The 26,020-nt window shown below is 59.2% G+C and carries 21 protein-coding genes; 1 reads left to right on the top strand and 20 read right to left on the bottom strand.

Annotated features, from left to right (window positions below; translation table 11 throughout):
- Positions 1 to 177 precede the first annotated feature (177 nt).
- The 18 genes from AB5287_RS01555 to AB5287_RS01470 all read right to left on the bottom strand — a co-directional run bounded on the left by AB5287_RS01555 (position 178) and on the right by AB5287_RS01470 (position 20,749).
- Positions 178 to 1,200, bottom strand: a complete 1,023-nt coding sequence (locus tag AB5287_RS01555) for an ABC transporter permease (RefSeq protein WP_007053225.1) — start codon at positions 1,198 to 1,200, stop codon at positions 178 to 180.
- Complete coding sequence (locus AB5287_RS01550; RefSeq protein ID WP_007053224.1) at positions 1,197 to 2,267, bottom strand: ABC transporter permease; 1,071 nt, start codon at positions 2,265 to 2,267, stop codon at positions 1,197 to 1,199. Before AB5287_RS01550 ends, AB5287_RS01555 begins: the two co-directional genes overlap by 4 nt.
- Before the next feature lies 1 nt (position 2,268).
- Positions 2,269 to 3,810 (bottom strand): sugar ABC transporter ATP-binding protein, encoded by a 1,542-nt coding sequence (locus AB5287_RS01545; protein WP_069483879.1) that lies wholly within the window; start codon positions 3,808 to 3,810, stop codon positions 2,269 to 2,271.
- Positions 3,811 to 3,950: 140 nt separating this feature from the next.
- A complete protein-coding gene (locus AB5287_RS01540; protein ID WP_007053222.1) occupies positions 3,951 to 4,934 on the bottom strand; it encodes an ABC transporter substrate-binding protein in 984 nt (327 codons plus the stop codon).
- 315 nt (positions 4,935 to 5,249) lie between these two features.
- Positions 5,250 to 6,980 (bottom strand): LpqB family beta-propeller domain-containing protein, encoded by a 1,731-nt coding sequence (locus tag AB5287_RS01535; RefSeq protein ID WP_131262346.1) that lies wholly within the window; start codon positions 6,978 to 6,980, stop codon positions 5,250 to 5,252.
- Positions 6,977 to 8,674 (bottom strand): MtrAB system histidine kinase MtrB, encoded by a 1,698-nt coding sequence (gene mtrB, locus AB5287_RS01530; protein ID WP_007053220.1) that lies wholly within the window; start codon positions 8,672 to 8,674, stop codon positions 6,977 to 6,979. The genes AB5287_RS01535 and mtrB overlap by 4 nt, the downstream gene beginning before the upstream one ends.
- On the bottom strand, positions 8,671 to 9,393 hold the full coding sequence (mtrA, locus tag AB5287_RS01525; protein WP_007053219.1) for an MtrAB system response regulator MtrA: 723 nt from the start codon (positions 9,391 to 9,393) through the stop codon (positions 8,671 to 8,673). The genes mtrB and mtrA overlap by 4 nt, the downstream gene beginning before the upstream one ends.
- A gap of 57 nt (positions 9,394 to 9,450) precedes the next feature.
- Positions 9,451 to 10,830 (bottom strand): replication-associated recombination protein A, encoded by a 1,380-nt coding sequence (locus AB5287_RS01520; protein ID WP_023658496.1) that lies wholly within the window; start codon positions 10,828 to 10,830, stop codon positions 9,451 to 9,453.
- An 82-nt stretch (positions 10,831 to 10,912) separates the two neighbouring features.
- A complete protein-coding gene (locus tag AB5287_RS01515; protein WP_347061393.1) occupies positions 10,913 to 13,480 on the bottom strand; it encodes an RNA helicase in 2,568 nt (855 codons plus the stop codon).
- Positions 13,481 to 13,613: 133 nt separating this feature from the next.
- On the bottom strand, positions 13,614 to 14,687 hold the full coding sequence (locus tag AB5287_RS01510) for a PPK2 family polyphosphate kinase (protein WP_007057221.1): 1,074 nt from the start codon (positions 14,685 to 14,687) through the stop codon (positions 13,614 to 13,616).
- 65 nt (positions 14,688 to 14,752) lie between these two features.
- The gene (locus AB5287_RS01505) at positions 14,753 to 14,995 is read right to left on the bottom strand and encodes a hypothetical protein (RefSeq protein WP_013410959.1); all 243 of its coding nucleotides are present in this window, start codon (positions 14,993 to 14,995) and stop codon (positions 14,753 to 14,755) included.
- The gene (locus tag AB5287_RS01500) at positions 14,985 to 15,272 is read right to left on the bottom strand and encodes a hypothetical protein (RefSeq protein WP_007053990.1); all 288 of its coding nucleotides are present in this window, start codon (positions 15,270 to 15,272) and stop codon (positions 14,985 to 14,987) included. The genes AB5287_RS01505 and AB5287_RS01500 overlap by 11 nt, the downstream gene beginning before the upstream one ends.
- A gap of 38 nt (positions 15,273 to 15,310) precedes the next feature.
- The gene (locus AB5287_RS01495; protein ID WP_080825661.1) at positions 15,311 to 15,586 is read right to left on the bottom strand and encodes a phage tail protein; all 276 of its coding nucleotides are present in this window, start codon (positions 15,584 to 15,586) and stop codon (positions 15,311 to 15,313) included.
- A 36-nt stretch (positions 15,587 to 15,622) separates the two neighbouring features.
- Positions 15,623 to 17,155 (bottom strand): phosphatase PAP2 family protein, encoded by a 1,533-nt coding sequence (locus AB5287_RS01490; RefSeq protein WP_347009648.1) that lies wholly within the window; start codon positions 17,153 to 17,155, stop codon positions 15,623 to 15,625.
- Between the two features lie 97 nt (positions 17,156 to 17,252).
- Positions 17,253 to 18,353: an amino acid ABC transporter permease gene (locus AB5287_RS01485; protein WP_368220428.1), complete on the bottom strand. Its 1,101-nt coding sequence runs from the start codon at positions 18,351 to 18,353 to the stop codon at positions 17,253 to 17,255.
- Positions 18,354 to 18,358: 5 nt separating this feature from the next.
- Complete coding sequence (locus AB5287_RS01480; RefSeq protein WP_007053211.1) at positions 18,359 to 19,036, bottom strand: amino acid ABC transporter permease; 678 nt, start codon at positions 19,034 to 19,036, stop codon at positions 18,359 to 18,361.
- Positions 19,036 to 19,875 carry a glutamate ABC transporter substrate-binding protein gene (locus AB5287_RS01475; RefSeq protein ID WP_007053210.1) on the bottom strand — a complete coding sequence of 280 codons (840 nt, stop codon included), beginning with the start codon at positions 19,873 to 19,875 and terminating at the stop codon, positions 19,036 to 19,038. Before AB5287_RS01475 ends, AB5287_RS01480 begins: the two co-directional genes overlap by 1 nt.
- A 31-nt stretch (positions 19,876 to 19,906) precedes the next feature.
- The gene (locus tag AB5287_RS01470; RefSeq protein ID WP_162097806.1) at positions 19,907 to 20,749 is read right to left on the bottom strand and encodes an amino acid ABC transporter ATP-binding protein; all 843 of its coding nucleotides are present in this window, start codon (positions 20,747 to 20,749) and stop codon (positions 19,907 to 19,909) included.
- Between the two features lie 554 nt (positions 20,750 to 21,303).
- On the opposite strand from AB5287_RS01470, the gene AB5287_RS01465 reads away from it, so the two are divergent.
- A complete protein-coding gene (locus AB5287_RS01465; protein ID WP_007053207.1) occupies positions 21,304 to 22,257 on the top strand; it encodes an endonuclease domain-containing protein in 954 nt (317 codons plus the stop codon).
- A 457-nt stretch (positions 22,258 to 22,714) separates the two neighbouring features.
- Here AB5287_RS01465 and aspS read toward each other — a convergent pair whose 3' ends face one another.
- Positions 22,715 to 24,514: an aspartate--tRNA ligase gene (gene aspS / locus AB5287_RS01460; protein ID WP_007053205.1), complete on the bottom strand. Its 1,800-nt coding sequence runs from the start codon at positions 24,512 to 24,514 to the stop codon at positions 22,715 to 22,717.
- Between the two features lie 35 nt (positions 24,515 to 24,549).
- Positions 24,550 to 25,950, bottom strand: a complete 1,401-nt coding sequence (hisS, locus tag AB5287_RS01455; protein ID WP_008782706.1) for a histidine--tRNA ligase — start codon at positions 25,948 to 25,950, stop codon at positions 24,550 to 24,552.
- Between the last annotated feature and the right edge of the window lie 70 nt (positions 25,951 to 26,020).

Genomic DNA, 26,020 nt, shown 5'->3' with positions numbered 1-26,020 from the left:
CCCCGGGAGAATCCCGGGGCACGCCCCACACGCTAATGAAAGGAAGAAAAGGAGAAAGAAAGCTTTGGCGGGCAGTGCCGGCTGCTGTGACCTTGCCATCACAGCAGCCGGGCTGATCCCGCCTATTCAGTTATGGTGTGTGTCGTATTCGGTGCGGAGACCGAGCGGGCAAGCCCGCTATTTTTTATCTCCGCCGACCGCCATCACCGCGCGCTGAAGCACAACGAAGACGAGGATCATGAGACCGATAACGATGGTGGTCCATTCGGCCGGCACACCGAAGTCAGAGGTGAGCGGATCGAGGATGGAGCGGACCAGAGAGCCGAGCACGGAGCCGAGCACGTAGCCGAAGCCACCGGTGATGATCGTACCGCCGATGACCACGGAGGCAACGGCGTCGAGCTCCCAGCCAACACCCACAGTGTTCTTGGCAGAGCCGATGTTTGCAGTGTACACGATCGAGGCCAGGGCGGCGAGAGTCGCAGAGGTCAAGTAGATGATGTACTGCGTGCGCTTGACCGGCAGACCCATGAGTTCCGCGGAGGAACGGGAGCCGCCGATGGCGTAGATGGTGCGTCCGGTGCGGGTATGGTGCAGGAAGACGTAGCCGAAGACCACAACCACCAGTGCGATGATCACGCCGACGTTGAAGGACAGATCGTTGGAGATCTTCGGATTGTCGATGATCTTGATCACGTTGGAGATGAACGAGAAGTCATTGCCCTGCGGGAAGGTCAGCGAGTCGGTGGAGATGATGGAGGCAAGACCACGGGCCAGGAACATCGTCGACAGGGTCGCGATGAACGGCTGCATGTTGAATTCCTCGATCAAGGTGCCGGCCAGCAGGCCGAACACAGCGCCGATGAGCAGCATGATGATCATGACCAGGAAGGCGGGCACGCCGGCGTTCGCCAGCTTCAGGCCGACGACTGCGGTGATGGCCACGATAGCACCGACAGACAAATCGATACCACCGGTCAGAATCGGCAGGGTCATGGCCACAGCCAGAATAATCAGGTAGGCGTGGTCAATGAACAGGGAGGAGATGAAGCCCAGTCGAATGTAGGTGCCGAACAACGCCTGACCCATGATGATCATCAGGATGAAGATCACCACGGCCGCGAGGGTCGGGATCATCTGACGATCGAGCTTGAAGCCCTTCTTGGGAGCCTTCACTTTGTTTGCCGTAGCTGTTGTCATGCTGCCACCGCCTTAGCTTGAGCCTTGAGCGCGCGCTTGCGTTTCATATTCGCGCTCAGGTTGTGAATCTTCGGAGCCTGCATCACGCAGATCACAATCACAACGACGGCGAAGAAGGCCGGAGTTGCCTCGGCGTTGACGCCCAGGGTGATGATGGTCTTGCGGATCATGGCGATAATTACAGCACCGACAGCAGAGCCGGCGAGGGAGAACTTACCACCCAGCAGTGAAGTACCGCCGATGACGACTGCCAGAATGGCGTACATTTCGAGGTCCTGACCGGTCTTAACCACGTCGACACGCATCACGGATGCGGTGGCGAACAGACCAGCGATGGCCGCGAGGAAGCCGGAAATCGCGTAGACGAGGAAGAGGATCTTCTTCGGCTTGATACCGGTCATACGGGAGGCTTCCTGGTTGATGCCCACGGCCTCAATCATCATGCCCATAGCGGTCTTGCGGCACAGCAGGCCAACGAGAATCACAATGATAACGGCGATGACGAAGTTGGCGGGAATGCCCAGAATGAAGCCGTTGGCGAACCACTTCAGCGGTTCGTTGCCAGCAACTGCGGAGGCGTCGGTGTTCTCACCGGAGGTGATGACCTTGGCCATACCACGGCCGGCGAGCATCATAATCAGGGTGGTGATGAACGGCTGTAGGCCCAGGAAGGAAACCAGAGCGCCGTTGACGCAGCCAATGGCCAGACCAACAGCCAAGGCGATGAGGATGGAGAGCCACACGTTCATGCCATTGGACAGGGTCTGCATGGCGGCGGCACCTGCCACTGCCATAACGGAACCGACCGAAAGGTCGATACCGGCGGTGGAGATAACCAAGGTCATACCGGTTGCAATCATCAGGTATCGGGCAGATTCCTGGAGCATGGTGATCAGCGGGCCGGCCAGACCACCGGTGTTGCTGTTCCAGCTCAAAGCCAGGAAGTCATGCTGGAAGATGGTGCAGATGATGACCAGAAGAATGAATGCGACGATCGACCAGGTCAGGTTGCTGCTCAGCAGCTTCTTGACAAAGTTGTTGCCCTCGGCTTTTGCCTTTTCAGCCATCTCATGCCTCCTTTCCGGTGTTTACGTTGGTGTTAGCGATGGTTTCGACGATGGTCGCCTGAGAGACGGTGTCGTCGTTTTCGATTTCTGCGATCTTGTGGCGGTCCTTGAGAACCTCGATGTCGTCGGACAGACGCACGACCTCTTCAAGCTCGGAGGAGATGAAGACAACGCCCATGCCCTGAGAAGCCAGGTCAAGCACGACCTGCTGAATTTCAGCCTTGGCACCGATATCGATACCACGGGTCGGCTCGTCCAGAATCAGCAGCTCGGGGTGCGTGGCCAGCCAACGGCCAATGAGCACCTTCTGCTGGTTGCCGCCGGAGAGATTCTTGACCGGGCGATCCGGGTCGGCGGGACGAACGTTGAGTTCCTTCATGTACTTGTCAACGATGGCGTCCGCTTCCTTCTTGGGAATCGGCTTGAACATACCGCGCGTTGCCTGCAGGGCGATAAGGATGTTCTGGCGGACGGTCAGGTCGCCGATGATGCCCTCATCACGACGGTTTTCGGTGGAGTACGCGATTTTGTTCTTCAAAGCCGTGTACGGATCGGAGATGTTGACCTTCTTGCCGTTGAGCGTGTAGGTACCCGAATCCGGCTTGTCGGCACCATACAGGAGTCGACCAAGCTCGGTACGACCGGAGCCCAGCAGGCCAGCGAAGCCAACGACCTCACCCTTGTAGATGTCAACATCAACCGGGTTGATGGTGCCCTTCTTGCCGAGGCCCTTGACATCGACGATCGGCTTCTCGCCAGAGGTGATTTCACGGCGAGCCTTCTTGGCACCAATCTGGGACAGCTCGGCGGCGGACTTACCAATCATCATGCCGATGAGTTCGTCGCGCGGGGTGTCCTTGGTCATGACCTCCTTGATGAACTGGCCGTTACGCAGAATGGTCAGACGATCGGTAATCTCATAAATCTGATCGAGGAAGTGGGAGACGAAGAGGATGGCCACGCCCGAGTCACGCACCTTGCGCATGATCGCGAACAGGTCCCTGACCTCGTTGGCATCCAGCGAAGAGGTCGGCTCATCGAGAATCAGCACCTTGGCGTTGATAACCATAGCGCGGGCGATGGCGACCAGCTGCTGCATAGCGATGGAGATGGAGCTCAGCGGAGTGTGCGGGTCAATGGATTCGAGGCCCATCTGTGCCAAATACTTCTTGGCGGCCTCGTGGGTCTTCTTCCAGTCGATGCCGAAGGGGCCGCGCTTTTCGTGGCCCAGCATCACGTTCTCACCGACGGAAAGGTTGGTGCACAGGTTCACTTCCTGATACACGGTGGCGATACCGGCGTTTTGTGCGTCGAGGGTGCCGTTGAACTGCTGAGGCTTGCCGTCCACCATAATGGAGCCGGCGTTGATCTTGTACACACCGGTCAGAGCCTTAATCATGGTGGACTTGCCTGCACCGTTCTCACCCATCAGGGCGTGAACTTCGCCCGGGTAGAGAGTCAAATCAACACCATCCAAGGCCTTGACGCCCGGGAATTCAATCGTAATGCCTTTCATTACGACGATGGGGTTTTTATCTGTCATGTCTTTGCCTTAAACGAGAATGAAGTGTTATCGTTTTGTGATATTTGAGCCACACATGAGTGATGGTGTGGAAGGAACATCCTTCTCACACCATCACATCAATTATTTGGTTCAGTTATCAATGAGTCGCAGCAGACTTATCAGTAGGCGCGGGTGTTGTTGTCCAGAGCTTCCTTGGCGGAGGCGGCGTCGAAGGTCTTGGACTCGATCTCGATGTCCTTCTCAACGGTCTTGCCATCCAGGTAGTCCTTGACGGCCTGAGCGGTTTCCTTGCCGAAAATCGGGTTGTACTCGATCACGTAGGAGAGGTCACCATCAACAAGAGCCTGCAGAGCGTTCTTGGTACCGTCGATGGTGATGATCTTGACCTTGCCCTTGAGGCCGGCGGCGTCAACAGCCTGAGCGGCACCGAGGCCCATCTCGTCGTTCTGAGCGAAGATGAACTGCGGGTTGTCGGACTTGTACTTGTCGAGCAGACCAGCGGTCACGGTCTTGGCCTCATCAGTGGACCAGTTAGCGGACTGGGACTCAAGAACCTTGACGTTGGAGGCAACCTTGTTGCCCCAACCAGTGCCACGATCCTTCACCACGGACAGGCCGGCAGGGCCTTCGAGGATGAAGCCGTTGGCGCCATCCGGGAAGTTCTTGTTCACGAACTCGGCAGCCTGCTCGCCGCACCAGACGTTGGACGGTCCGATGTGAGCAACGATGGCCTTCTTGGCCTCGGCGTCCTTGACGTCCACGTTACGGTCAACGGTGAAGACCGGAATCTCAGCCTCAGCGGCCTTCTTCAGGGAGTCATCCCAACCGGAATCCTCGGTGGAGGACAGGATGATGGCGTCGACTTCGTCGTTAACGAACTTGTTGAACGCCTGAATCTGCTTCTGCTGATCGTTGTTCTGGGTCGGAGAGTAGGTCAGGTCAAAGCCGGCATCCTCGAATGCCTTCTGAATGTCCTTCTCGTTGGCGGTACGGAAGCCGCCCTCAGGACCGACAGCCACGAAGCCAACCGTCTTCTTGCCGGAGTCCGAGCTGCCACCTGCGTTGCTGGAACCGCATGCGGCAACGCTGACAAGCGCAGCAGCAGAAGCAACGAGGGCAATGGCCTTCTTCCAATTCTTCATAAATACTCCTCCTCGAGCAGTGTTTATTTTTTGGATGATCTTTCATCCTGTTTGGTGACTGTTCGTCATCGACAGCCTCTAGTATGACGCTCACAGGCCAAATGTTCAATCGCATGCGATAACAGTTTGATAACAGGTTTATAACAAATTAATAACAGCGGTTCAAAAATGGCGTCGCAACACTGTTTTGCCTTGATAACAGACCAATAATAGTGATTGGTTGCGCAGCGGCAATGCCGCTCGCCAGCCGAGCGACAAAGCCGTTGCCTCATACAACAAGAAAAGTTATTATGAACACCGTTTTTCTTATACCATCTACTGCGCACCGAGGGCAGTGACCTGGCTATCGGCGATGGTCCAGGAACCGTCGAGTGAGCCGGAAACGGAGCGCACAATACCCAAATCGTCCACAATAGCCAGGCGACGGGACAGGCTGATCTGCCCCGATGCCATCGACGTTATGATTCCATTGGGTAAACGCTGCGCATTGGCCGGGCCTGGTGCCATTTGACGCCATGCCTCTTGTCGTTCGCTGTTTCCCTCAGGAGGTGTGGTGGCGTACACCAGATTCAGATCATTGTAGAACGTGAGCATGGTGACGTGCCTGAGCACACTCACTTGGGTGGCCGCTTTGCTCAGACCGCTCAGTGTTTTATCACCGTTGCGCGCCACACCGGTCATCATCACGCCGTTCGTGTCCTCGCCCCCGACTGCCAACGCCAATCGGCACCCTTCCGGAGAAACCGCCAATGCCACAATGCTGTCGGCAGCACCAAGCCAATCAAGCTTCAGATCGGTTTCCTTGCCCCCATCTGACACATGCAATTCGCGCCCGTTCTCGGATACAGCCCATACTTCGCCATCCAGACCTTCGGTAATCGATCGCATCGGCTCGCCGGAGAACATCACCCCACAGGACGCACCATCAGATTTCAGGCATTCGACCACGCCGTCCGCACGCAACACCGCGCCGCCGGATGAGGAAAAAACGAAGCCCCGAGCATCGTCATATCCGGGGGCCTCCCCTACACGCAACGGACTGGAGCTGGCCAGGGAAACGATATGACCACCGGTCAACGTGTATACGCCCGCTGTCGGCTGCTCGGTAGTAAGTTTCACATTTGCGTCGGCATCAGAATAGTCCACTCCGTCGCCGGTAATCTTCAGCGCGTATTCGGCATTGCCGTCGCCCATAGTCAGACGGATGCGATGTACCAGCAGGCCTCGTTCTTCCTCATTCAGCGCATTGATACCGCTGTTAAGGTGTATCTCCACCACATTGTTCTTCACCGGCACGCTGTCGACCGCGAGTTTGATGGTAGGCAAGCCGGTGCCTCGCAGCACTCCTTCCAACCAGGAGGGTGCATCCGAGAGTACTTCACCGACTGCCTGGGTGCGCCAGTTGCGCCAGCTCAGCCATCGAACATCCGGTATGAGCTGTTTGCCGGATGTGCTCACCTGATACACGGATACTTGGCGGAAGACTTGTTCAAAATCGGCGGTGGATATCACCACGCCGTTCTCCAACGAGGAGATGCGCCACTGGCCGCTTCTTTTAATCAAGATATAAGGAACTTTGCTGATCGTGCTGCTATCTGTCGGCGTATACACGCCATGCGAGTCCAGAGAGCCGACCACTTGGAGCTGTACTTCTACAATCAGCGAGCTCTCCGCCCCTTGCGGGGTACTCATCGTATTGGCACGGCGGCGGAAATCCGGCGTACCGCTGTAGACCAGTGCCGAGGAATCGCCATTCCATCCGGCCGACGCCGAACCGGTCAGAAACTCACGGGCCACACGGTAGCCATCGGACTGTACGCCGGCAGGCATGGCATCATAGAACCCTTTGACGATGGTTTCCGGCTGTGCATCGTCCGCAGGCCCCTGAGGATTGGTGTAAACACGCTGGGTCTGCTGTTCCACCGGTGCCAGAGTCTGCACCGAGCCGCTAATCGGCAAACCGAACGGACTTGAGCATGCCGTCATCGTGATGCAACAGGCTATGGCCGCGCCTGCGGCGGCAATCGTTCTGGTCACTCGTCTCATAGTGGCCTCCCCATCATCGTGTCGCGGCGAACCTCATGATAATCATGTGTGACTTGGCTGGTGGCCACACCAAACCCACCGGTAATACGCAGGTCATCGGGCGTTTCAGAAGCAAAATTCACCGGCAGTTCAGCGTCCGCCACCTCACCTTGGTCGGGGTCACGCGGCAGCAATACCAAGAACCAGGTGCCCTCCCCCACTGCCGAACGTACACGGATAGTACCGTGGTGCAGCAAGGCATCAGTCATGGCGATGGCCAAGCCCAATCCGGTGCCGCCGGTAACGCGCGAACGTGAAGGGTCGCTTCTCCAGAATCGATCGAATACATGAGCGACTTTGTCTTCGTCGATACCAACGCCATAGTCGCGAACGCTGATGGCCACGGCTTTGCGGTTGGCCGCGACACGCACTTCGATCGGCCGGTCCTCAGCGAAATCGACGGCATTGGCCAACAGATTTCTGACGATGCGAATCACTCGACGCGAATCGATACGAGTCAAAACCTGCACATTGGGCAGATACGTGTGAATCGGCACCCGTTTGGCTTGGGCGATGCCGGCAACTTGGTCCACTGCCGTTTCAATTGGTTCGCATAAATCGGTTTCCACAAGGTCAAGTGCCGCATAACCGGCATCGTAGCGGGAGATTTCCAACAGATCGGCGAGCATGTCTTGGAATCGACTGATCTGGCCGGCCAACAGTTCGACCGTACGCTTGGTGGAGGGGTCGAAGCCGTCTTTTTTCATTTCGAGCAGGTCGGAAGCCATACGCATGGTGGTCACCGGGGTGCGCAATTCATGACTGACGTCGGACACAAATCGTTTCTGGAAAACGCTTGCTTCCTCCAGCTCATCAATCTTCTGGTTGAGCGCATCAGCCATCGTATTGAAGGATTGCTGCAGCACACCAAGCTCATCCTTACGATTCACGGTAACGCGCATATCGAGATTGCCGGAGGCCAGTGTTTCCGAGGCCGCTGCCACTCGTTCAATCGGGCGCACGATGCCACGAATCACCAGCCAGATTACTACGCCCACCACGATGGACAGCAACGCACAGATGACCACCAGACTGAGCTGAATCTGCGTCAAGGACTGCTGCTGGAACGTGTACGAATAAATGGCGAAGAATTCGAGGTTGCCGGCCACGCCAAAGTCCAATACGGTGCCGAGCACCGCTGCGGGCGTCCCGCTGCCCGACATGCCGGAATCACCGGGAATTTCGACCGGCTGATAGAACACGCTGTCATCCAAGTCGGAGGCCACGGACGAACGGATGTCATCAGAAATCAGACTTTGATAGCTGGGTTCGGTGGATACGGGGATGATGGCACGCGAGTTGGTATCACGACTCCACAAATACACACCTATCAGGTTGGAGGGCCCCTCGGATTGCAACGAGGACGCCAAGTCATTGACCAGCTGCTGGATCTGCACTGTGGCGGAGACATCGGCCGCGTCCAGACTGGTTTGGGCCTGCTGCACCATGTTTGAATAGTCGGCACGCGACTGCGAAGTGATTTGGGTAAGCAGCGAGGCGCGCACTGATACCATCGATACGCCAGAGAAGACGATGGCCACGGCCAGTGTAAGAATCACGGTGAGGGCCACGGTGCGGGCCTGCAGCGAGCGACGAACTTCAGCGCGTCCGTGGCGCAGCAAGCGTTTGAGGCTGAATCGAGGGCGCAGGTTCATTGTTCAGGAGTGACGAACTTGTAGCCGATGCCACGTACGGTCTGCACGATTTGCGGGTTCTCGGGGTCATCCTCCACTTTGGCCCTAAGGCGTTGAACATGCACATTGACCAGGCGCGTATCGCCGGAATTCTCGTATCCCCAGACATTCTTGAGCAGGCTGGAACGACTGATGGCCTCGCCGGCGGCGGCCGCAAGCATGAACAGCAGCTCGAATTCCATCGGAGTAAGATTCAGGTCCTTGCCATCCTTGGTGGCGGTGTGTTCCAAACGGTCGATGACGATGGATCCGCGTTCCAGATGGTTGACGTTTGCATTGCCACCGCTTGCGCCACCGGTGGCACCGTCTTCGGCGGCCGGCTTGGCGATGCGGAAGCGTGCATGGATACGCGCCAGCAATTCGGCCACTTTGAAGGGCTTGGGCACGTAGTCGTCGGCCCCGGCTTCCAAGCCGGCCACGACGTCAAGTGTGTCTGATTTGGCGGTGAGCATGATAATCGGCACATTAGAGGTAGCTCTGATGCGGCGGGCCACCCCCGTGCCGTCCAGCCCGGGGAGCATAACGTCAAGCAGAATCAAATCGGGCTTGACGATGGGGAACATTTCCACAGCCCTCAGCCCGTCCAGGCAGGTCACAGTCTGGAATCCCTCGTTTTCCAAAACAAGACTAAGCATTTCGCCGATGGCCTGATCGTCGTCCACGATGAAGATGGTCGCCATGGTGTTTGTCTTCCCTTTCCCACTGTTATTGTTGCGTTACACTTTACTCCCCTATGTTCATTTCTGTTCGGGTTCCCCGCCATGCAACATCGGGCGAATCTTGGCAAGACGCTGGCTGACTTCGTGTTCGTAGCCGCGATCGTTGGGATGGTAGTACTCGGTGCCACGCAGCTCTTCGGGCATATATTCCTGTGGCGCCACGGCACCGGGCCAATCGTGCGCATACTTGTAGCCCTCGTGGTTGCCCCACTCTTTCATAAGCTTGGTGGGGGCGTTCCTCAAATACAGCGGAACAGCGCCGATCTTGCCGGCATCCACGTCCGCGAGCGCCTGGTTAATGGCGTTATAGCTGGCGTTTGATTTGGGCGCGGTGGCCACGGCAATCGTAGCTTCGGCCAAAACAATACGTGCCTCGGGCATGCCGACCAGCGCCACGGCCTGCGCCGCGGCCACGGTGACCTGCAAAATCTGCGGGGCGGCCATGCCGACTTCCTCGCTGGCGGCGATCATGATGCGACGGGCGATGAAGCGCGGATCTTCACCCGCTTTCAGCATGCGTGCCAGATAATGGATGGCGGCATCCGGATCGGAGCCCCGCATGGATTTGATGAATGCGGAAATCACGTCGTAATGGTCATCGCCGTCTTTGTCGTAGCGCACGGTGGCGGTGTCCATTACCGTAGCCACGATTTCGGGGGTGATGATGGGTCGGCGTGCGCCCTTTTTGCGGGCTTCGTCGCCGGTGACCGCGCCAGCCGCGGCCTCCAGAATCGTGAGACTCTTGCGTGCGTCACCACCGGCCATGCGCACGATGTCGGCGATGGCTTCGTCCGTGGCTTTGACCTCGCCCCTGAGACCGCGGTCATCAGTCAGCGCGCGCTGCACCAGTTCGATGAGCTGATCAGGCTCCAATGACTCAAGCTTGACGACCACCGAACGGGAGAGCAACGGTTTGATGATGGAAAAGCTCGGGTTCTCGGTGGTGGCGCCGATAAAGGTCACGTCGCGGTTTTCGACGGCGGGAAGCAGCGCATCCTGCTGGGATTTGGAGAAGCGATGTACCTCGTCGATGAACAGTACGGTTTCCCGGCCGCGTGACACGAGCCGTTCGTGAGCGCGGGTGAGTACGTCGCGCACGTCTTTGACGCCGGATGTCACGGCGGAGAGTTCCTCAAACACGCGGCCGGATTGGCCGGCCACGATGGTGGCGAGCGTGGTTTTGCCGACGCCTGGAGGGCCGAACAGGATTACGGAGCTCGGCGCGGTGAGACTGCCTTTGCTGGCCGGATTGGCGAGGCGGCGCAGCGGCGAGCCCTGGCCCAACACCTGCGTTTGGCCAATCACCTCGTCCAAAGTGCGTGGACGCATGCGCACCGCCAACGGCCGCGTCATCGACTCCGGCGCATCAGCCGCCCCAAACAAATCGTTCTCACTCATAACGTCCTATAGTACCCCAGTGTTCGAACAGACGTTCGAGCTGCACCCTGGCTTCCCTCAGAGAGGGGAGCCAAGAAAGGAATCAGTTACTCACCTTGTAGTCGTGGAAGACTACTTCGCCGGTGTCTTGGGTGGCGTCGAGGTCCACGATGCCTTCGATGGCCCAATCGTGATCGCCATCGGAATCATCGATAATCTGACGCACCTTCCACGTATGCTCGTCGTTCTCGTGCTTGTCATCCAACATGAACAGTTCGGGCGAGCGCGCTTCGGCGCCGATGCCCACGTACTCGTGCTCGTCGTAGTAGTCGTCGAGCACATCTTCCCATTCGTGCACACCGTAGCCCCAGTCTTTGTCGAGCGCGCCGAGCTTGTCCGGCTGGTCGAGGTCCATAAGCTGCACACGGCGGAACATGGCGTTTCTGATCAGCACGATAAGGCCTCGTCGGTCCTCGACCACCGCGTTCTTCTTGCCCGGCGCCGCCAAGGAGGCCGCCGCCTCGGACTGGTCGGCGGAATCGCCGGCGTTCTCCCATTCATCCACCAGCGAGGAGTCGATGGAGCGCACGAGCACGCGCAGCCAGGAGATGATGTCTTCGAGTTGCTCGTCACGCTTTTCGGGCGGCACGGTGCGCGCCAGCGTGCGGTAGGCGTCCGAGAGGTAGCGCAACAGGGTACCTTCGGAGCGGGCGATGTTGTATCGGGTGATGTATCCGGTGAAGTCGGAGGCGGTTTCCACCATGTCGCGCACCACGGATTTCGGCGATAGCCAGTAGTCGTTGGCCCACGGCACATCGTGGCGGTACTGGTCGAACGCGGCTTCGAGCATGTCTTCCAGTGGCTTCGGATACGTAATCTCCTGCAGCTTATCCATACGCTCGTCATAGTCGAGTCCGTCGGCCTTCATATCGGCCATCGCCTTGTCTCGGGCCTGACGCTCCTGGGCACGCAGCACCTGCTTGGGGTCTTCGAGCGTGGCCTCGGCCATGGAAATCACGTCCAGCGCATAGGTGTCGGACTCGGGGTCGAGCAGTTCGAGCGCGGCCAGCAGGAACGGGGAGAGCGGCTGGTCGAGGGCGAAGTCGTCCGGCATATCAAGGGTCATGTAGTAGTCCTTGCCGCCGTCCTTGCGGTCCTCGGTTTCGATGACTTCGGTATCGAACAGGGTTTGGAAGATCTCGTCGGCCCGCTGGTGCAGATGCTCCTTCTGGTCGGGGGTCTGCGCGGAATCGTCGATGAGATCGTCGATACGGGCACGGGCGTCACCGCCCTGCGCCACTTCATTGAGCACCATCGAATGCGTGATTTTCAGGTGCGGGACCAGGGTCTCCGGTTCGGCGTCGATGAGCTTGTCAAACGTGCTCTGGTTCCAGGTCACAAAACCTTCCGGAGCCTTCTTGCGCTTGACCTTCTTGAGCTTCTTCGGGTCTCCCCCGGCCTTGGCGATGGCTTTCTGGTTTTCGATTTCATATTCGGGAGCCTCGGCGATCACCAGTCCCTCGGTATCGAATCCCATACGGCCAGCTCGTCCGGCAATCTGGTGGAATTCGCGGGCGCGCAGGCGGCGCATCTTGGTGCCGTCGAACTTGGTCAGGGCCGTGAGCACCACGGAGTGAATCGGCACATTGATGCCGACGCCCAATGTATCGGTGCCGCAAATCACCGGCAGCAGACCCTGCTGGGCGAGCTGTTCGACCAGGCGGCGGTAGCGAGGCAGCATGCCGGCATGATGGATGCCGACACCGGTGCGCAGCAGTCGCTGCAGAATCTTGCCGAAGGCTGTGGTGAACTTGACGCCTTTGATGGCTTCTGCGATGGCTTGGCGCTGTTCCTTGCTGGACACGCCGGTGGAGGCGAGCGCTTGCGCGGTCTCCAATGCGGCGTCCTGCGAAAAGTGGACCACGTAAATCGGGGTTTCGCCGTTGCGGAAGGCGAGTTCCACGGTTTTTTCCATCGGGTCGAGCGTGTATTCGTAGCTCAACGGCACCGGTCGCGGCGCGTCGGCGATTACATCCACGTCCGGGGTGTCGTTCAGATCGGAGAGCTTGTCGGCGATGGCGTCCACATTGCCGAGTGTGGCGCTCATCAGCAGGAACTGGGTCTGCGGCAGCGTGAGCAGTGGCACCTGCCACGCCCAGCCGCGCTCCGGATCACCGTAATAATGGAATTCGTCCATCGCCACGAGGCCCACATCGGCATGGGTGCCTTCGCGCAAAGCCTGATTGGCGAGGATTTCGGCGGTGCAGCAGATGATCGGCGCGTCCGCGTTGATGTGGCTGTCACCGGTGATCATGCCGACATTGTCGCGGCCGAACACTTCGACCAAGTCGAAGAATTTCTCCGACACCAGCGCCTTGATCGGAGCGGTGTAATAGGAGCGGCGGCCAGTGCATAGGGCGGCGAAGTGCATGCCGAGCGCCACCAGCGATTTGCCCGAACCGGTCGGGGTATTCAAAATCACATGGTCGCCGGCCAAGAGGTCCATAATGGCCTCTTCCTGATGCGGCCACGGCTCGATGCCCTTGACGTCTTCCACCCAGCCGAAGAACCGTTCGTAGATGTCATCGGCCGTAAGATTCCGTTCACGCTCGTCACCGTCCCATTCGGGGGCCAGCCGCCCCAGGGATCCGTATTCCTTCTCGTCAGTCATAATGCTCAGTCTACCCAGTGGCCTATTCCGGCGGCACGAGCCACCCTCCGTCGCTATGCGACGCCTCCCGCCAGCGGGCGGAGCCGTGCGAAGAGCCGTGCCATGCGCTTGGCTCCGCCAGTGGGAGGATCGCTCACGCCAACCGGCGGCGCACCTCGTCGGGGTCCACCTCGGGTTCGAGGGGCGGCCAGGTCATGTTCATGTTCTTCAAGGTGGTGCGCAGCAGTTCGGAGACCACTGCTCGCGAATACCAGCGGTTATCGGCCGGTACGAGGTACCAAGGTGCGGCGGCCGTGCTGGTTTTCTCGAACACCTCCTGCCATGCGGCCATATACTCATCCCAGCGGTCGCGGGCCTCGAGATCGGAGATGTCGAATTTCCAGAACTTGGTGGGATCGTCCAGTCTCCCGAGGAAGTGTTTTTTCTGTTCTTCCTGGCTTACCACGAGGAAGATCTTGAGGATGGCGCATCCGCTGGCGGCCAGTTCACGTTCGAAATCGTTGATCTGGTCGTAGCGGGCACGCCATACGTCTTCGGGATAGGTGCCATAGACGTGCGGCATGACCACATCTTCATAATGGGAACGGTCGAATACGGCAATCCACCCCGCCTTGGGCACTTCACGCTTCACACGCCAGAGGAAGTCGTGGTCGAGCTCCTCGGCCGCAGGCTTGCCGAAGCCATGGTAATGGATGCCCATCGGGTCACCTTGGCTGAACACGTGACGCACGATGCCGCCCTTGCCGGAGGCATCCATGCCTTGCAGCACGATGAGCAGCCGCCGTGTCGAGCCTTTGACGCCATTCGCGTACATGAGCCGCTGGTATCGGGCGATTTCGGAGGAGCTGATCGAAATGAACTCCTCGGCGTCCTCTTTATTGCCGTCGAATCCGGGAGTGGAATCGCCTTCGACATCAGTGACCTGCATACCGTGGTGGAACATAAGACGTTGAGCGGGCGGCAACGACCATACGGCGCTGAGCAGTTCACTGGATTTCGCCGCACGTGCCAGTCGTTCAGGCACGCTGGCACTGGAGTCGATGGTGTCTATGCGATCCGCCGCGAGCTGTAATACCTTGTCGATCCGTCGATCGGTTTTGTATTCCTTTCCCTTGCCGTTCTTGTTGTTCTTTCCTGAGGATTTTCCGGCTGTACCCCACTTGCCGGCCTCTTCAGGCTTGTTGGTTCTGTCGTCGTCCTTGGCCATGCTCCCGATTGTACGTCTTGTAACTCAGGAGACCCAGCAACGTAGCGACATTCACATTCCACTTGTTACTGCAAATCTATAGACATGCAGTCGTTCGGACCGTAATTGTTGGCTTTGCACCAATTCCAAGCCTCATCCGTCGAGTCGAAGCCCTCACCGGCAAGAATCACATAGTATTTGTCGGAATTGCTGCTGTAGGTGGGCCAGTCACCCGACCAGATAAGCAGTACGTTTGACTTCTTGTTGTGCATCGTGATGAATTGCGCAAGAATATCGTGATAGTTCCAGGTCTTGCCTTCAGCTTCCATGCCCTTGCGCTTGCTGGACAGCTGCGCGGTATACGTGGAATAGACCCGAAAAATCGAACACGGCATCGGCCACGACATTATCGTCGCTGTCCTGCAACGTGAGTCGGGTGGCCGAATCATTGAATTTCGTGGATGCGTTCTTATCATCACAATTCGAAGTGGCCAGAATCGTGACTATCAGATTGTCGCTCTCGCTCTTGATCGAGGAGACTTTCATATCGGCAGCGGCATCGCAGGTTTTGGCAGGCTTTGCCTTGTCGGGGTCGATGTATGCCACCAGATATCCGCCGGCTTTGATGACGGTGTCCGTATTCGTTACTTCGCTGGTGCCGATGGTGTAGTGCTTCTTGGCTTTCTTGTCACTGCCGTAGATGCCCAGACCTTCACGTCAACGTCTGTGGAGCCGGTGTTCTTGAGCTCGGCCCAATCGCAACGCTTGCTATCCGGGTCTCCGGCAGCTTTCGTATTGCCGGCATAGACCTCGTTGATGATTACGGATGGTTTGGCAGCCGTGTTCTGTTCGGCAGTGGTCTGCTGCTCGTCCGCAGTCGCAGCGGGCACGCCGATCAGGGCGATGCTGCTCAGTGTCACCGCAGCGGTGAGCAGCGCGACTGAACTTTGGCTGAATTACTGCTGAAGCTGGTTCTTGGATTTGCGTCGAACCGTCCGTATTCCGCCGATAATCGCGATTACAGCGGTACCGATAGCTACGCTGATCAACGCCGGTCGTTGCACGGCATGGAGGGTGGCGAGATCCGGCCCGGCCGCAACGGCACTGTTTTCACCCGCCAAGCTATCCGACGCCGGGTGATTGCCCGCGTCGATGTACTGGGCATTGACCACACTCGGGCCGGCAAGCGCCACTTGGTCAGCGGTCTCGACCTTGGCCACGTCGCCGTGCTTATCCAAGGTGACGCGGGCGCACAGGGCTTTGGCCCAGTTGATACGCTGCCAGCCGTCGCTCGATTGCCATAGGGGGTATCCGGAATCCAAGGCGGTGGCTTTCAAAATCGCGTTGCGCTGATCGGCGTGCAGTTCGGGATAGGCCAGTCGCAGCACGTCCGCCGCCCCGCGCGGGGCCACGAAATCAGCGCCGGACTGGGCGGTGTCTTGCGGGAAGGTGTAGGTCAGGCGTGCGGTGTAGACGCGCACGGCCGAGGCCTGGTCCACGACCGGCTCGGTGGCCACTGGGTCCAGAAAATCGTTGGTGTAGCCGCCCGAACCGGAGGCCTTGGTGTTGGCGATGCAGACGACGAGGGTAGTGCCGTGGCCGTCCGCGGCGCAGCGGGACACCAGATAGTCGCGCAGCTGCCGGGACGCGGGCACGATGGACGAAGCGAATTCGTTATGCCAGTACTGCCCGTTCTGGGCGGATGCGCCAATGCGCCCGCCCATGATGTCAAGCGGATAATGCACGCCGAGCACGATGCGGTTGTTGCCGGCCTCCGAAGTGCGGGCCATGATTTGCGGCGCGAGTTCGGGAATCATGCCGGCCAGCGCGATACCCCACGAATAGGCGCCGGTAGTGTGGCCGGAGGGGTAGGAACTGTTTTTCTGCAAGTTCGAGTAGCCGGGCACGTGTTCGAGCCATGAGGGTGATTGCTTGATGTCAAGCGTGGCGGGCAGTCCGGCGAGATCGTTAGTGCCGCCGTAGCTGCTTTCCGCACGGTTCAGATAGGGGCGCGGATGCATGGCCGCACGTTTTGAGGCGTAGGTGGAGACCACGTTAAAGGAGAAGATATCGGCGACGGCGTTGAGTTTCCCGGATTTGAGCCCTTCGCTCATATATTTGCCAAGCACCGGACCGAGCGCGTCCGGCATGGCTTCCTCGGCTTGCAGATCGGAGTCGACGAGCGCACGCTTGCGTTGGGCGTTCAGGCCATCCTTATCGAGATTTTCGGCGGCTTTGTGGTTAATTGCCACGGCCAAATCTTCGTCGAGTTTCATTGTATCGGCGTCGAGCACCTTGCCACCGTGTTCGGCATCGGTGGGGGCCTGCCAATAGTTCTTTTCGTAGTCGGAGAGCAATGCCACCCAATCCGGGTTGGGCAGCTGGTCGGCCTGTGCGATTGCAGGCGTCACGGCTAGCGTGGCCGCCAACGCCAGCGGCGCAATGGTCGCAATAGCAAAAACGGAGGATAGGTGCCGGAACATCTTCATATGTTCCAACCTATCCTCCGTGAAGGCTACGTAGCCGGAGCCCAGTCAAACACTCAGTAAATTCTTCGTGCCGGCTTAGCGGCGATTGAGCTGACTGTCAGGCCTCTGGCTTGTCCTCAGGCTTTTGAGACTCCTGGAATTCGCCGGTTTCCGGGTCAACCTGTGACTCGGGCTGGGTGGCGTCATATCCCTGTTCGTAGCGGGTGCGCCGCCAGTTGCGAATCGAGGCGTTGGTGCCACGGTGATGCACATGGTATTTGCGCGGCGTACCGCCCAGCGGCAGCTCTTCGAGCTCCTTGGCCACCGCGATCTGGTTGACATTGGACGGGTCGCCGGCGGCGATCGGCGCCAGCGGCTCGGGTTCGGCGGGTGCGGCCGTACGCTGCTGCATGCGCGAGGGCAGCCATTCGGCGAGCCTCGACAACAGCCAGCAGGCGATGAAGTAAATCACCGCGGCCATGACCAGCGTCTGCAGGATGTTGAAGTACATCGAGCCGAGTCGGCGCGATTCCTGCAGCAGGTCGGTATACATGATGATCGAGCCTAGGGCGGTATCCTTCAACACCACGACCAGCTGGGTGACGGCGGCCGGCAGCATGGCGTAGACGGCCTGCGGCACCTCGATCTCCATCAGCGACTGCGTTTCGGTCAGGCCCAAAGCGAGCGAGGCCTCACGCTGGCCGCCCGGCAGATTGCCGACGCCGGAGCGCACCAGTTCGGCGACCACCGAACCGTTGTACAGCACCAAGGCCAGCACCACGGCCCAATAGGACGGGCTGGGCAGGCCCGCGAACGCGAACCATCGCCAGAAGAAGATCATGAGCAGCAGCACCGGCACCGCACGGCAGAACTCGACGATCACGGCGGAAACGCCACGTACCAGCGGGTTCGGCAGCAGTCGGCCCACGCCGAACACCAGGCCGAACACCACGGCACCCACCACGGCCACGACGGTGGCCTTGATGGTCATCCACAGTCCGGGCAGGTAGAAATCGGTCCACGCTTCACGTTCGATGGCGGGCTTCCACAGCTCCCAGCTGAGCTGATTCTCGCCGTCCGGCGGGTTGTGCAGGCGCATGAGGATAAGCACGAGCACCACCGCGAACAGAATGCCTGCGATCCAGTTGACGATGCGAATGGTGCGCCGGCCCTTGGGACCGGGCGCGTCGAACAGCACGGAATTCGAAGTATCGGCCATATCCGTCACCTCCTTACGGCGAGCTTGTTGGACAGGTACGTGGTGAGCATGCCGATGGGGATGATCAGGATCACGTAGCCGAGCGCGAAGATCAGGAAGATCTGGATGATCACGTCGGGGCGGAATTCGATCATCTCGCTCATCAGCGAGGATGTTTCGGTGGCCACGGATGCGGCGGCGGCCACGGTGGAGTTCTTGAGCAGTGCGATCAGCGTGTTGCCGAGCGGCGCCACGGAGCCTCGGAAGGCCTGCGGCAGGATAATCTCAGTAGCGGACTGCATGAAGCCCAAGCCCAGCGCTCGTGCGGCCTCGGCCTGGCCAATCGGCACGGTGTTGATGCCCGAACGCAGCGATTCGCACACGAACGCCGCCGTGTACAGGCTCAGGCCGGTGACCGCGAGCCAGAAGAAGTTCGTGGCGAAGGTGTCGGAGAAGCTGAGTTTCAGCTGCGCATAGGCACCCAACACCATGAACACCATGATGATGGTCAGCGGCAGGTTCTTGAACAGTTCCACATACGCACCGGCCACGGCCCTGAGTGAGGAAATCGGCGAGATGCGCATCACCACAAGGATCACGCCGAGGATCAGGGAGAACAGGGCGGACCACAAGGTCAGTTCGATATTGACCAGAAACGCGCCGAGCACGTCATACTGGCTGAAGAGTTCCAGGAATCCGCTCATCAGGCCTCCTCTCCTTCGTCCGGGATGGGCGGGTTGTAGCGTACGTCGGGCGTGTAGTTGGTGCCCTTGGTGTTATCGCTGATGGCGTTCTCCCACGAGCCGTCCTGAATCATGTCCACGATGGCGTTGTTGATTTTGGTGGCCAGCTGCGTATCGCCCTTCTTGATGCCCACGCCGTAGTATTCCTGCGTGAACGGTTTGCCAACCACCTTGAGCTTGCCGCGCGAGGCGGAGGCCAGGCCGGCCAGGATGATGTCATCGGTGGTTACCGCGTCCACGATGCCGGAGAACAGGGCGGTGGCGCATTCGGCGTAACCGGGCTGTTCCATGAGCTGGACTTCGGAGGCGAACTTCTCCTTGACGGTGGCGGCCGAGGTCGAACCGGTGACGGAGCATAGGCGCTTGCCGTTCAGGTCTTCGGGGCCGTTGATGGAGTTGTCGTCCTTGCGCACGAGCAGATCCTGTCCGGCCACGAAGTACGGGCCAGCGAAGGAGACGGCCTTCTTGCGCTCGTCGGTGATGGAGTAGGTGGCGAGGATCATGTCCACGTCGCCGTTCTGAATCATGGCCTCACGCTGCTTGGAGGGGGCTTCCTTCCATATGATCTGGTCTTCGGAATAGCCGAGTTTCTTGGCGACGTATTTGGCCACGTCCACGTCGAAGCCCACGTAGGTGCCGGACTTCTTGAAGCCCAGGCCAGGCTGGTCGAATTTGATGCCGATGCGGATCTTGCCGGTTTCGTCCGCGCCGCAGGCGGCCAGCGACATTGTGCAGGCCACGGCGGCGAGCGCGGCGATTACGCGGCAAGCCTTCCGTTTGAACGTATTGGTGAATGTCATTGGATTGCGTACCCGTCTTTCAGTGGGTTCGTCAGTGGGTGAGGATCTTCGAGAGGAAGTCCTTGGCACGGTCGGTCTGCGGATGCTCGAAGAACTCGTCGGGCGTGTTCTCTTCGAGAATCTGGCCGTCCGCCATGAAGACGATGCGGTCGGCGGCCTTGCGCGCGAAACCCATCTCGTGGGTCACGCAGATCATCGTCATGCCTTCATGCGCGAGTTCGACCATCACGTCGAGCACTTCGTTGACCATTTCCGGGTCGAGTGCGGAGGTGGGCTCGTCGAACAGCATGACCTTGGGGCGCATGGCGAGCGCGCGGGCGATGGCCACACGCTGCTGCTGGCCACCGGAGAGCTGGGAGGGCATCTTGCTGGCCTGGGAGTCGACGCCCACGCGGGCGAGCAGGTCCATGGCCAGTTGCTCGGCTTCCTTCTTGTCCATGTGACGCACCTTGATGAGGGCCAGCGTCACGTTTTCAAGAATGGTTTTGTTGGCGAACAGGTTGAACGACTGGAACACCATGCCAACTTCGGCCCTGAGGTTCGCGAGCTCCTTGCCTTCCTGTGGCAGGGGCTTGCCGTCGATGCGGATGTCGCCGGAATCGATGGTCTCGAGGCGATTGATGGTGCGGCACATCGTGGACTTGCCTGAGCCGGACGGGCCCACGACCACCAGCACCTCACCCTTGGCGACGGTCAGGTTGATGTCCTTGAGGACGTGCAAAGCACCGAAGTGCTTTTCGACGTGGGTCAGTTCGACTAGCGGACGGTTCGGGTCCTCTTTGCCGGGAACCAGCGGGGTCAATTTGGCCTTGCTCGGTGATGTTGTGCTTGTCGCGCGCGAACGCACTGCTGTTTCATTGTTCGTTTCAGACATGAGTGGGAGGATAGCACACCGACGTTTCCAACGTGTTCACAGTATGTCCACACAGTTGCTCAGTCGATGTCTCATTTCCGCATCAGACATCGTGAAGGCGGCATTGGGCATCGGCATACATTCTCGCTGAGTCGCGCATCGCTCGGCGTCTGCTGTGCGCTGATTGCCTGCTGCGTGGTGGCTGAGACGTTGCTGCGACGGCAAAGCGGGCACGTGTTGTCCTATCTGCTGATTCCATGTTTGGCCTTGGTGTCGTTGGCGTTGCTGCCGTGTATGCCGCAGTCGGGCGCATGGCTGGCGGTCACTTTGTATTGTGTGGGGCTGGTCTCGCCGTTTCCCATGTCGTATTCGTATAAATGCGCTAGGCATTTTGAGCGTGGCTAGCTGTTCGCACACGATGAGTGCTGTTATACGGTGGACGACACTCCCGAAGCGCGGTGGATAACCGGGCGCGGCACACGATATGCCGGTGGATAACCGGTTCGCGCCGCTTAAGTTATCCCCATTTTTCGGTTTTGCCCCTGTGCCACCGTGGAATGCGCTACGCTCGGCGCATGAACGGATACAGCGAAGTGCCGCACAATGGCGAAATCAACAACTATCTGCGCAAAGATCTTGACGCCAAAGCCACGGCCAAGAACACGGCCTGTTGGAATCTGCTGGGCAAAGTGCGCACGAAACGCACGTTGTGTTTCTCGCTGTATACCGCATTGGAATTATGCGGCGTGGAGTTGCCGAGGCACAGCACGTTGCCGCAGAAGGATTTTTATGTGACGGTGAGGAGCAAGGGGACCCGCTCTTCATTGGACAATGTCGACTATCGCATATGGAATGCAAAGTTCAACAGTATCGCTTTCTCAAACGGCGTAACCTGCATGCATCCCATGGATGCGTGGATACAGTTTGCCCAATATCTCAACCTCACTGAATTAGTGGTGCTGGCTGAAGCGCTCATCAGACGTTATGGATATGCCATTGAACAATTCACTCAACGACTAACGGCCTTTCACCGCGTTATTGGCCGTGCGCGTTGTGAGGCGGCGCTGAAGCTCGTAAAACCATCGGATTCCGTTCAGGAAACTCGTACACGCTTGGCGCTTATGCTTTTCGGCCTGCCCATACCGCAAACACAATATGGCATTACCGATTCAGAGAACGGATACACCTACACCGTTGACATGGCTTATCCACAATACAAAGTCGCTATTGAATATGATGGCGATCATCACCGTCGCTTCCGCAAACAATATGTGCGGGACCAGCAAAAACGTCGACGCCTGCGGCAATTGGGCTGGACCGTCATCGAGGTGTTCGCCGATGACCTGTGGAACACCGCCAAACAACGTGCCTTCGCACAAGAGGTTGCCACCGCGATGCAAATACCGCTTCCTGGCCGTCCTCAACCTTCATGCCGGGTATTAATAGACGGCAGCCTTACCATCAATGCGCGCAAAGGGGAATACAGGAGGCGGAAACAAGCAAAACACAACAAAGCATCACAACATTGATCAAATACGGAGTTGCGATCGCTCCTCATGGGGCGGTAATTTGCCCATGGGGCGGTTTGAAGAAATTGTGAAACCGCGGAATTAAGCCATTTTGACCTACCGCCCCATGGGGTTTTCACCGCCCCATGGGTTGTTTACCGCCCCATGAGGAAGTTACCGCCCCATGGAAGGATAATCGGCAAACGCCAAGGGGGACACCGCATGGTGCGAGGTTTGCCGCATGGCGGAGGTGCCATCGGGCGGAGTATTTGGCACCCCTTGGCAGGTATTTGGCACATTGGGCCCCACCCGCAAAAAGCAAATGGCCCTTGGAATTATTCCAAGGGCCATTTGCGGCTAATAGCACCGGAGCATTACTCCTCGAAAATTAATCTACGCGTGCGGAGACCGCCGTCCGAAGCCGAAGGCGCACTGAAGTACGTCGAGTGCTGAGGAAAAGCGGTATACGCTCCGTAGATTAGTTTTCGTCGGCGTCCGGGTCGTAGTCGACGCCAGTCTCGGCGCGCTGCTCGTCGGAAATCGGGGCCGGAGCACCGGTCAGCGGGTCGCGGCCGCCGCCGGCCTTCGGGAAGGCGATGACGTCGCGGATGGAGTCTGCACCGGCCAGGATGGACACGGTGCGGTCCCAACCGAGGGCCAGACCCGCGTGAGGCGGAGCGCCGTACTTGAATGCCTCAAGCAGGAAGCCGAACTTCTCGTCGGCCTCTTCCTTGGTGATGCCCAGCACATCGAGCACACGGGCTTGGATGTCGTCGCGGTGGATACGTACGGAACCGCCGCCCATCTCCTCACCGTTGCAGACGATGTCGTAGGAGTCGGACATGGCGTGCTCGGGATCCTTGTCGAACTTGTCGATCCAATCCTTGGAAGGCATGGTGAACGGGTGGTGCATGGAGGTCCACTTGGAGTGGCCGACAGCCACATCGTCATCATCCGGATCGTCGGTGGGCTTGAACAGCGGGAAGTCCACAACCCAAGTGAAAGCGAACTTCTTCGGATCCAGCAGGCCTTCGCGGGAGGCGAGCTCCACACGCACGGCACCCAGCAGCAGCTGGGCTGACTCGCGGGAACCGGCGGCGAAGAACACGGCGTCGCCTTCCTCGGCACCGACGGCCTCGCGTAGGCCGTTGCGCTCCTCATCGGATAGGTTCTTGGCGACGGGGCCCTTGAGCTCGCCGTTTTCGCCGAAGACCACGTAAGCAAGGCCCTTGGCTCCACGCTGACGAGCCCAATCCTGCCAAGCGTCGAACTGACGACGCGGCGTGGCGGCACCGCCCTTGAAGACCACGGCACCCACGTACGGGGCCTGGAACACGCGGAACGGCGTGTTCTTGAAGTACTCGGTCAGCTCCACCAGCGGGTTGCCGAAGCGCAGGTCCGGCTTGTCGGAGCCGTACTTGTCCATCGCATCCTTCCAGGTGATGCGCGGCAGCGGCAGCTGGACCTCATAGCCGGCGGACTTCCAGATGGCGGCGATGACCTTCTCAGTCATGGCCATCACATCTTCCTGGTCCACGTAGGCCATCTCCATATCGAGCTGAGTGAACTCGGGCTGACGGTCGGCGCGGAAGTCCTCATCACGGTAGCAGCGGGCGAGCTGGTAGTAACGCTCGACACCGGAGACCATGAGCAGCTGCTTGAGGAGCTGCGGGGACTGCGGCAGGGCGTACCAGGAACCGGGCACCAGACGGGCCGGCACCACGAAGTCGCGGGCGCCTTCCGGGGTGGACTTAATGAAGGTCGGGGTCTCGACCTCGGTGAAGTCCATGTCTTCCAGCGCGTGGCGGGCGGCCTTAGCCATGTCGGAACGCAGCTTCAGATTGTGCTGCATGGACGGGCGGCGCAGGTCAAGGTAACGGTACTTCAGACGCACGTCCTCGCCAGGCAGCTTGTTCTCGGACTCATTCTCAAGAGCGGTGGAAACCTGGAACGGCAGGGCGTCGGACTTGGCGAGGATCTCGATGGTCTCGGCCACAACCTCGATCTTGCCGGTGGCCAGATGGGTGTTCTCGTTGCCATCCGGGCGCAGGCGCACTTCGCCGGTAATCTGAATCACGAATTCGCTGCGCAGCGGGCGGGCCATATCCTCGTCGTAAATGACGACCTGCACGAGGCCGGTCGAATCACGAAGGTCGATGAAGGCCACGCCACCGTGATCACGGCGTCGGTCAACCCAACCGGCAAGGGTGACCTTCTGGCCGACCAGGGCCTCGGTCACTTCAGTGGCATGATGTGTTCTGTAAGCCGTCTGGCTCATTGTCTTGTTTCTCCTCGATTTTTCGCGCGAATACGTCAGATTTCGACGGTTTGCTGGGCAACCACAGTATCCGGCTCCCACGACGTGCAATCGGCGGCAACCTGCTCGCCCGTGACGATGTTCTTGACCTCGTCGCCAGCGGGCTCTGCGCCTTCCGCACCTTCGGCAGCGGTGGCCGGGAACCACACGTACGGAATGCCGAGTTTGTCCGCGTACTTGATCTGCTTGCCGAGCTTGGCCGCGGTGGGTGCCACGTCAGTAGCGATGCCGCGCGCACGCAGTTGGTTCGCAATACGATTGGCGGCCGGGCGATCCTCTTCATTCCACACAGCGACCAGCACGGCGGCCGGGCTGACACGGTTGGCGTGAGCGCCGGCGGTGTGCAGCATGTAGCTGACCAGTCGGCTCAGGCCGATGGACAGGCCCACGCCCGGATACTTGCGGTTGCCCTGGGAGGCGAGATTGTCGTAACGGCCACCGGAGCAGATGGAGCCGAGTGATGCGGCACCGTCGAGGAAGGTCTCGTAGACGGAACCGGTGTAGTAGTCGAGACCGCGGGCGATCTTCAGGTCGGCGATGACGGAACCGGGGCGGATGGCAGCGGCTTCGTCGACGATCATGGCCAGGGTATCGAGTCCCTGACGAGCCAGCGTGTAGGCCTCGGAATCCTTGACGATGCCGTGAGCCTCGCACAGCGCATCGAACTTAGCGGCAAGCTCGGCACCATCGGAGGCGGTGAGCTCGGCCAATTCGAGGCAGGCGCGCGCCTGTGCTTCGGTGGCGCCGCAGGTCTCGGTGAGCAGTCGGGCCACCTCATCGGCACCGATTTTGTCGAGCTTGTCGATCTCGCGCAGCACGCCTTCGACGTCCGTCAGGCCAAGGCCACGGTAGAACCCCTCAGACAACTTGCGGTTATTGGCGTGCACGGTGGCCTTGGGGAGGCCATACGCGCGCAGCTCTTCCAGTGCGGAGACCATGACCAGCGGCAGTTCCACTTCATAGTGGTCGGGCAGGTCGCCGGCGCCGATCACGTCGATGTCGGCCTGTACGAACTCGCGGAAGCGGCCTTCCTGCGGACGCTCGCCACGCCACACCTTCTGAATCTGCCAGCGCTTGAACGGGAACGCCAACGCACCCGAGTGCTCGACCACATACCGGCTCAGCGGCACGGTCAGATCGAAATGCAGGCCCAAACGCTCTTCAATCGGAGTGTCGGATTCATGACCGACCTCCTGCAAACGGCTCAGCAGGTAAATCTCCTTGCTGGTCTCGCCTTTTTTCAGCAAAGAAGCGCCGGTTTCCACCGCTCGCGTCTCAATGCCGATGAAGCCGTTGAGCTCAAAAACCTTACGAAGCGTATCGATAACACGCTGCTCCACAACACGTTCGGAGGGGAGCCACTCCGGGAATCCTGATATTGATGCACCTTTAGCCACGAAATCAATATAATAGGTGAGGGTTGCGTCAAAACTTCCTGGTTCGCCCGGGATGGGAGACGCTCCCGCT

The organism is Bifidobacterium sp. RTP21102st3_E2_RTP21102_210122, from assembly GCF_040916945.1.
Taxonomy (GTDB): Bacteria; Actinomycetota; Actinomycetes; order Actinomycetales; family Bifidobacteriaceae; genus Bifidobacterium; species Bifidobacterium longum.
The sequence above is the reverse complement of the archived record's forward strand: the minus strand, read 5'-3'. Positions and strand labels throughout refer to the sequence as shown.